We start from the raw sequence: 7,001 nt of genomic DNA, 5'->3' as shown, positions 1-7,001 counted from the left end.
CAAGCTCAAAGTCAGTATTAAACTGTACTTTGAGCTTGTTTTTTATTGATAGGATTCCCATAAATCCTTTATTTGTTCGATTTGAATTGTTGCTTGGTTTTCAAGAACTTTGTATTTGTAGCTTAAATCCTGAGTGATGTCTTTTAAGTTGTCTCTTTGTTCTTGGATGATGGCAAGGTTGCGTTGGATATTAGCTAGATTGTCCTGGATCTTGTCTAAGATATCCGATGTTTCAGTGACTTCTTCTCGGATTTTTTGGCGGTTTTCAACCAGCTTATAGCTGGCTGCTGCGGCACCGATAAAAAGGAGAATATTTGAAAGTTTCATAGTTCCTCCTTAAGCTTGGGCAATTTTCGCTGCTAATTCAGCCAAGGCTGTAAAATCTGGTTCGTGAGTTTCAAAGCTAATTTGCAGGCCATCCGTCTCCTCATAGCGAGGAGCTAGATGGACGTGGGTGTGAAAGACAGTTTGACCAGCGATTTCTTCGTTGTTATTAAGTATATTCATCCCCTTGGCTTTCGTTACCTTCATGACTTTGCGGGCAATGTCCGGTACACGGGCGAAGAGTTGACTAGTGCTATCTGCATCCATTTCCAGAAGGTTTCGGAAATGTTGTTTGGGAACAACCAGAGTATGGCCAGGTGTGACCTGAGAAATATCTAGGAAGGCCAGTACTTGGTCGTCTTCATAGACTTTAGAAGCTGGAATTTCCCCTGCAATAATTTTACAAAAAATACAATCAGCCATAAATGATACCTCTATTCGCTAGTTTTTGTTATAATTTAAAATATAAGAACATTATACCAGAATTTGGAGAAAATATGTTAGAAATCAAGTGTCTTACAGGAGGCTATATCAATATTCCTGTCTTAAAAGATATCAGTTTTGAGGTTGGCGACGGTCAATTGGTTGGTCTGATTGGTCTTAATGGTGCCGGAAAGTCTACTACGATCAATGAAATCATCGGCTTTCTGACGCCCTATAAGGGAGAGATTCGGATTGACGGCTTACAGCTGCGGGAAAATCCCAGTGCCTACCGCAAGAAGATTGGCTTTATCCCTGAGACGCCTAGTCTCTATGAGGAGCTGACCCTGCGTGAGCATATTGAAACGGTGGCCATGGCTTACGATATCGAGCAGGAAGTCGCTTTTGAGCGCGTGGAAGGCCTGTTAACTATCTTCCGGCTCAAGGATAAGCTGGACTGGTTTCCGGTGCATTTTTCCAAGGGGATGAAACAGAAGGTCATGATTATCTGTGCTTTCGTGGTAGATCCTAGTCTTTTTATCGTGGATGAGCCTTTTTTGGGTCTGGATCCCGTAGCTATTGCAGACCTTATCCAGCTCTTGGAGGAGGAAAAGAAAAAAGGCAAGTCCATCCTCATGAGTACCCACGTTCTGGATTCAGCCGAGAAGATGTGCGATAGCTTTGTGATTTTGCATAAAGGACAGGTGCGTGCCAAGGGCAATCTAGCTGAGTTGCGAGGACAATTTCAGATGCCAGAAGCTAGTCTCAATGACATCTATCTGGCCTTGACGGAAGAGGCTGCGGTATGAAAGAAGTATTTGCTAAACGCAAGCAGGATTTCCGTCAGCAGTGTCTGAAATACCTGCGTTATGTGCTTAATGATCATTTTGTCCTTTTTCTGCTGGTCTTTATGGGGTTTTTAGGTGTTCAGTATAGTCAGCTATTGCGGCATTTTCCGACGAATCACTTACCAATCATTGCCAGTCTGGTTGTTCTATCGCTTTTTATCCTGCCTTTTGGGCGTATTGCGACCTATCTGGAAAAGCCAGATATGCTCTTTTTGCTAGTGCAGGAGCAGGCAGCGATTGATTTTATCAAGGGGCAGATTTGGCGTTCTTATCTTTTATACGCAGTCTTACAGACTGGAATGTTGTTGCTGTTAGCTCCGCTTTTTCTGGCTCTGGGCTTACCAATCTGGGGCTTTGGGCTCTACTGCCTGCTTATGCTGCTGCTAAAATGGTTTTTATTTCAAGGCAAGGGAGGCCGCTTTTTTATGGCGGATCGCCTCAATTGGCAGTATGCGATTGCTGCTGAGGAGGGGCGCAAGCAGAGGCTCCTGCGTTTCTTTGCTCTCTTTACCAATGTCAAGGGCATTTCAAACAGTGTCAAGCGTCGGGAGTATCTGGATGGTTTGACAAGACTCGTGAGCAAACAGCATAGCAAGACATGGCAGAATATGTTTTTGCGCTCCTATCTGCGCAATGGCGACTTGTTTCCTTTGACCCTGCGACTTCTGCTGTTAGCTCTGCTAACGATCATTTTTGTCAGCCAGTCTTGGATTGCTGCAGGTTTTGTTGTCCTCTTCAATTATCTCTTGCTCTTTCAGTTGCTTGCTCTTTATGAAGCATTTGATTATCAGTATCTCACCCAGCTTTTCCCGCTTGACAGAAAAGATAAGATTAAGGGAGCGAGGCAGATTATTACAGCGGTTGGACATAGTGTCTTGCTTTTTGAAACACTGGTGGCTTTGCTCTTTTTCCAAGACAGAGCCGCTGTATTGCCAATCCTTGGAGTCACAGTATTATTGTATCTTTTATATTTGCCATTTAAATTAAATAGATTGGTTGACTAAAAGAGGTAAAACTAGTAAAATAGATAGGAAACTTTTTACGGAGGGGAATCATGGACTTGGTTGATAATGAGCTAACCCTGACACCAATAGCTGGTAAGAGTGGAAAGGCCTATATGGGGACTTATCCAGACGGGGGGCGCGTTTTCGTCAAGATGAATACAACCCCAATCTTAGCAGGCTTAGCCAGGGAACAAATTGCACCGCAGCTTTTATGGAGCCGCCGCTTACCGGATGGTAATGTTATAAGTGGGCAGGAGTGGCTTGCGGGCACGATCTTGACACCAAATGATATGTCTAAAAAGCAAGTGGTCAATATTTTAACGCGTTTGCATCGTTCGCGGCCCTTAATGACACAATTAACAAAGTTGGGCTATACTTTGGAAACTCCGATTGATTTACTGAATGCTTGGCTAAATCAAGCACCTGCAGTTTTAAGGAACAATCAATATCTGCAGTCGGTTATCCGTGAACTGCGCCAAACAGTGCCAGCCTTTCGGGAGGATTATGCGACCATCGTTCACGGAGATGTTCGTCATAGCAATTGGATTGAAACGGACAGCGGTTTGATTTATCTGGTGGATTGGGATTCCGTTCGGCTAACCGATAGGATGCTGGATGTAGCCCATATCCTGAGCCATTATGTGCCGGATTCAGGCTGGCAAGAATGGCTGACCTACTACGGCTACAAGTACAATCAAACAGTTTTCAATAAAATGTATTGGTTTGGGCAATATTCCTACCTGATGCAAATTGCTAAGTATTACGAGAATAATGATTTAGAAAATGTGAACCGGGAGATTTACGCCTTACGCAACTTCCGTTCCAAGTATGGAAAGGTAAAATGAGAGTAAGAAATCGCAAAGGCGCAACAGAATTGTTAGAGGCCAATCCGCAGTATGTGGTCTTAAATCCAGCCGATGCTAAGGGGAAATGGCGGAAGATCTTTGGGAATGATCACCCTATTCATGTCGAAGTGGGCAGCGGTAAGGGAGCCTTTATCACTGGAATGGCCAAGGCCAATCCGACAATCAACTATATTGGTATTGATATTCAAAAATCCGTACTCAGCTATGCCTTGGATAAAGTGCTGGCAGCGGATGTGCCCAATATCAAGTTGCTTTGGGTCGATGGTTCAGATTTGACCAACTACTTTGAAGACGGGGAAATTGACCAACTTTATCTCAATTTCTCTGATCCATGGCCCAAGAAACGTCATGAGAAGCGCCGGCTGACCTACAAGTCCTTTCTGGATACCTTTAAGCAGATTCTGCCGGAAAATGGAGAAATCCACTTCAAAACAGACAACCGTGGTCTATTCGAGTACAGCTTAGTTAGCTTTTCTCAGTATGGTATGAAGTTAAAAGGCGTGTGGTTGGATTTGCATGCCAGTGACTTTGAGGACAATGTCCTGACAGAATATGAAGAGAAATTCTCCAGCAAGGGACAGGTCATCTACCGAGTTGAGGCGAAGTTTGAATAGATAGCAGTCCTGACAGGTTTGTGAGACTTAAGGATTGTTCACAAATTTCGGTGTTTTTCTATTTTTACAAAGAGATATAAGAAGCGAAATTTTTAAATCAAGCATATCCCTTGCTTTTCTATGCAGGCTGTGGTATACTGAAATTAGTAAATATGAAAGAGAGGCGAGGAAATATCTTCGCCTCTTATCTGTGAGGAGGTGCAGTCTTATCGCAACGATTGTTGAATTAGTAAGAGAAGTCATTGAGCCAGCCATCCAAGAACCTTATGAATTGGTGGATATTGACTATGGCAAGATGGGTGGTGACTATGTTCTTAGTGTTTTTGTAGACAAGCCTGAGGGAATTACGGTCAATGATACGGCAGATTTGACCGATATTATCAGTCCTCTGTTGGACACTATCAAGCCAGATCCTTTTCCTGACCAGTATTTCCTGGAGGTGACGAGTCCAGGCTTGGAGCGTCCGCTGAAGACTAGGGAAGCTGTGGTAGCTGCAGTCGGCAGTTATATCCATGTCAGTCTTTATAAAGCACTGGATAAAAATAAGGTTTTTGAAGGAACTTTACTTGGATTTGAAGATGATGTCTTGCTCATGGAATATATGGATAAAACACGCAGAAAAGAAGTTGAAATTCCATATAGTCTAGTGTCAAAAGCAAGACTGGCCGTTAAATTTTAGTAATAGATAGCAATAATGAAGAAAGGAATACTTTTGTTTCGGCAAAAGTTACATGAAGATGAGTAAAGAAATGCTAGAGGCCTTCCGTATTTTGGAAGAGGACAAAGGTATTAAAAAAGAAGATATTATCGAAGCAGTGACAGAATCCCTTCGCTCTGCTTATCGTCGCCGCTATGGTCAAGCAGACAGCGCAGCTATTGAGTTTAATGAAAAAACAGGTGATTTCCGTGTCTATACTGTCCGCGAAGTTGTGGACGAGGTCTTTGACAGTCGCTTGGAAATCAGCCTCAAGGATGCCTTGGCTATCAGCTCTGCCTATGAGCTGGGAGACAAAATCAAGTTTGAAGAAGCGCCAGCTGAGTTTGGTCGCGTAGCAGCTCAATCTGCCAAGCAAACCATCATGGAAAAGATGCGCAAGCAGACTCGTGCTATCACTTACAACACCTACAAAGAACATGAAAATGAAATCATGTCAGGGACAGTGGAGCGCTTTGACAATCGCTTTATCTATGTCAATCTAGGCAGTATCGAAGCGCAACTGTCTAAGCAAGACCAGATTCCTGGTGAGGTTTTTGCCTCTCATGACCGCATCGAAGTCTTTGTCTATAAGGTTGAAGACAATCCACGCGGGGTCAATGTTTTTGTCAGCCGCAGTCATCCAGAGATGATTAAGCGTTTGATGGAGCAAGAAATTCCTGAAGTTTACGATGGAACCGTGGAAATCATGAGTGTGTCTCGGGAAGCGGGCGATCGGACCAAGGTAGCGGTGCGCAGCCATAATCCAAACGTGGATGCTATCGGAACCATCGTCGGTCGAGGCGGCGCTAATATCAAGAAGATTACCAGCAAGTTCCATCCAGCTAAATATGATGCCAAAAGTGGCCGTATGATACCGACTGAAGAAAATATTGACGTTATCGAGTGGGTGGCAGATCCGGCTGAATTTATCTACAATGCTATTGCACCAGCAGAAGTGGACCAAGTTATCTTCCATGCTGAAGATAATAAGCGAGCTTTGGTTGTGGTACCGGATAATAAACTTTCTCTGGCTATCGGCCGCCGCGGTCAGAATGTCCGTCTGGCAGCTCATTTGACTGGCTTTAGGATTGACATCAAGTCAGCCAGCGAGTTCGAAGAAATGGAAGCAGCCAATGAACTCGGAGGCTTTGCACAAGATGCGGAAGCATTTGTGGCAGAAGAAGTCTCAACTGAGGGAGTTTTGGCAGAAGCAGAACTGGAAGAAAGTGAAGCAGTAGCCGCAGAATAAGGGAGGCAGATATGGCAAAAACAAGAAAAATCCCTTTAAGAAAATCAGTTGTGTCCAATGAAGTGATTGACAAGCGTGATTTATTGCGCATTGTCAAGAATAAAGAAGGTCAGGTATTCATTGATCCGACAGGCAAGGCTAATGGGCGAGGAGCTTATATTAAGCTAGATAATGAGGAAGCCCATCTGGCTAAGAAAAAGCGAGTTTTCAACCGCAGTTTCAGCATGGAAGTAGAAGAAAGCTTCTATGACGAGCTGATTGCCTATGTCGATCACAAGGTCAAGAGAAGAGAGTTGGGTCTTGAATAAAGAAAAACTAGCAAACTTGCTGGGGCTAGCTCAGCGGGCTGGCCGTATCATTTCAGGGGAAGAATTGGTCATCAAAGCCATCCAAGAAGGAAAAGCCCATCTGGTCTTTCTAGCTGAGGATGCTGGACCAAATCTAACGAAAAAGATTACTGATAAAAGCCATTATTACAAGATAGAAGTGTCAACCGTGTTTTCAACACTGGAATTAAGCTCTGCGATTGGCAAGGCCCGAAAAGTGGCTGCCGTCACAGATGCTGGTTTTACAAAGAAAATGAGGTCTCTTATGCAATAGAAGAGGAGGACAAGAATTGTCTAAAGTTAGATTGTACGAAATCGCAAAAGAACTGGGAAAGGAAAGCAAAGAGGTGGTAGCTCGTGCTAAGGAGCTGGGCTTGGAAGTCAAAAGTCACTCTTCCAGCGTAGAAGCAGAAGCGGGTCAACGCATCAGGGATAGCTTTGGTGCTTCTAAGCCAGCGCCAGAAAAAGTGCCTGTTGCCCAGCCAGTACCGGAGAAAGCACCTCAAAAAGAATCTGCTCCAGCCAAAAAGGAAGAATCCGCGGCTGTTAAGCCAGAAAAGACCAAAGCGGCAGATTCTCCAGCCGCAGCAGCTCCGGCGAAACCTGTTTCAGTTCGGCCGCAAAGTCGTAACTTTAAGGCAGAGCGGGAAGCG

The 7,001-nt window shown here is 44.2% G+C and carries 11 protein-coding genes; 9 read left to right on the top strand and 2 right to left on the bottom strand.

Annotated features, from left to right (window positions below):
• Positions 1 to 42: 42 nt before the first annotated feature.
• Both STRDD04_RS09850 and STRDD04_RS09845 read right to left on the bottom strand, forming a co-directional pair.
• The gene (locus STRDD04_RS09850; RefSeq protein WP_062201905.1) at positions 43 to 327 is read right to left on the bottom strand and encodes a hypothetical protein; all 285 of its coding nucleotides are present in this window, start codon (positions 325 to 327) and stop codon (positions 43 to 45) included.
• A 9-nt stretch (positions 328 to 336) separates the two neighbouring features.
• Positions 337 to 747: an HIT family protein gene (locus tag STRDD04_RS09845; protein WP_062201902.1), complete on the bottom strand. Its 411-nt coding sequence runs from the start codon at positions 745 to 747 to the stop codon at positions 337 to 339.
• A gap of 74 nt (positions 748 to 821) precedes the next feature.
• Between STRDD04_RS09845 and STRDD04_RS09840 the strand changes: the two genes are divergently transcribed.
• The 9 genes from STRDD04_RS09840 to STRDD04_RS11570 form a co-directional block, all read left to right on the top strand.
• Positions 822 to 1,553 (top strand): ABC transporter ATP-binding protein, encoded by a 732-nt coding sequence (locus tag STRDD04_RS09840; RefSeq protein WP_062201901.1) that lies wholly within the window; start codon positions 822 to 824, stop codon positions 1,551 to 1,553.
• Positions 1,550 to 2,596, top strand: a complete 1,047-nt coding sequence (locus STRDD04_RS09835; RefSeq protein ID WP_062201899.1) for an ABC transporter permease — start codon at positions 1,550 to 1,552, stop codon at positions 2,594 to 2,596. Before STRDD04_RS09840 ends, STRDD04_RS09835 begins: the two co-directional genes overlap by 4 nt.
• A 50-nt stretch (positions 2,597 to 2,646) precedes the next feature.
• The gene (ccrZ, locus tag STRDD04_RS09830; RefSeq protein WP_037617278.1) at positions 2,647 to 3,441 is read left to right on the top strand and encodes a cell cycle regulator CcrZ; all 795 of its coding nucleotides are present in this window, start codon (positions 2,647 to 2,649) and stop codon (positions 3,439 to 3,441) included.
• A complete protein-coding gene (trmB, locus tag STRDD04_RS09825; protein WP_062201897.1) occupies positions 3,438 to 4,076 on the top strand; it encodes a tRNA (guanosine(46)-N7)-methyltransferase TrmB in 639 nt (212 codons plus the stop codon). Before ccrZ ends, trmB begins: the two co-directional genes overlap by 4 nt.
• Before the next feature lie 190 nt (positions 4,077 to 4,266).
• Positions 4,267 to 4,755, top strand: coding sequence for a ribosome maturation factor RimP (gene rimP / locus STRDD04_RS09820; RefSeq protein ID WP_062201895.1), 489 nt, complete (start codon positions 4,267 to 4,269; stop codon positions 4,753 to 4,755).
• A 58-nt stretch (positions 4,756 to 4,813) separates the two neighbouring features.
• Complete coding sequence (nusA, locus tag STRDD04_RS09815; RefSeq protein ID WP_331710277.1) at positions 4,814 to 6,022, top strand: transcription termination factor NusA; 1,209 nt, start codon at positions 4,814 to 4,816, stop codon at positions 6,020 to 6,022.
• Between the two features lie 11 nt (positions 6,023 to 6,033).
• Positions 6,034 to 6,330, top strand: coding sequence for an RNase P modulator RnpM (rnpM, locus tag STRDD04_RS09810; protein WP_037617263.1), 297 nt, complete (start codon positions 6,034 to 6,036; stop codon positions 6,328 to 6,330).
• Positions 6,323 to 6,622 (top strand): YlxQ-related RNA-binding protein, encoded by a 300-nt coding sequence (locus STRDD04_RS09805; RefSeq protein ID WP_062201891.1) that lies wholly within the window; start codon positions 6,323 to 6,325, stop codon positions 6,620 to 6,622. Before rnpM ends, STRDD04_RS09805 begins: the two co-directional genes overlap by 8 nt.
• Before the next feature lie 16 nt (positions 6,623 to 6,638).
• Positions 6,639 to 7,001 (top strand): translation initiation factor IF-2 N-terminal domain-containing protein (locus STRDD04_RS11570; RefSeq protein WP_231853930.1); only part of this gene is annotated, 363 nt, incomplete at its 3' end.

Source organism: Streptococcus sp. DD04, assembly GCF_001578725.1.
In the GTDB taxonomy this organism is placed as follows: Bacteria; Bacillota; Bacilli; order Lactobacillales; family Streptococcaceae; genus Streptococcus; species Streptococcus sinensis.
This window is presented reverse-complemented; position numbering and strand designations above follow the sequence as displayed.

What these genes read in the sequence shown, in the direction of transcription:
- STRDD04_RS09850 (WP_062201905.1), bottom strand. Translation starts at nt 327, where the DNA reads ATGAAACTTTCAAATATTCTCCTTTTTATCGGTGCCGCAGCAGCCAGC.
- STRDD04_RS09845 (WP_062201902.1), bottom strand. Translation starts at nt 747, where the DNA reads ATGGCTGATTGTATTTTTTGTAAAATTATTGCAGGGGAAATTCCAGCT.
- STRDD04_RS09840 (WP_062201901.1), top strand. Translation starts at nt 822, where the DNA reads ATGTTAGAAATCAAGTGTCTTACAGGAGGCTATATCAATATTCCTGTC.
- STRDD04_RS09835 (WP_062201899.1), top strand. Translation starts at nt 1,550, where the DNA reads ATGAAAGAAGTATTTGCTAAACGCAAGCAGGATTTCCGTCAGCAGTGT.
- ccrZ (WP_037617278.1), top strand. Translation starts at nt 2,647, where the DNA reads ATGGACTTGGTTGATAATGAGCTAACCCTGACACCAATAGCTGGTAAG.
- trmB (WP_062201897.1), top strand. Translation starts at nt 3,438, where the DNA reads ATGAGAGTAAGAAATCGCAAAGGCGCAACAGAATTGTTAGAGGCCAAT.
- nusA (WP_331710277.1), top strand. Translation starts at nt 4,814, where the DNA reads ATGAGTAAAGAAATGCTAGAGGCCTTCCGTATTTTGGAAGAGGACAAA.
- rnpM (WP_037617263.1), top strand. Translation starts at nt 6,034, where the DNA reads ATGGCAAAAACAAGAAAAATCCCTTTAAGAAAATCAGTTGTGTCCAAT.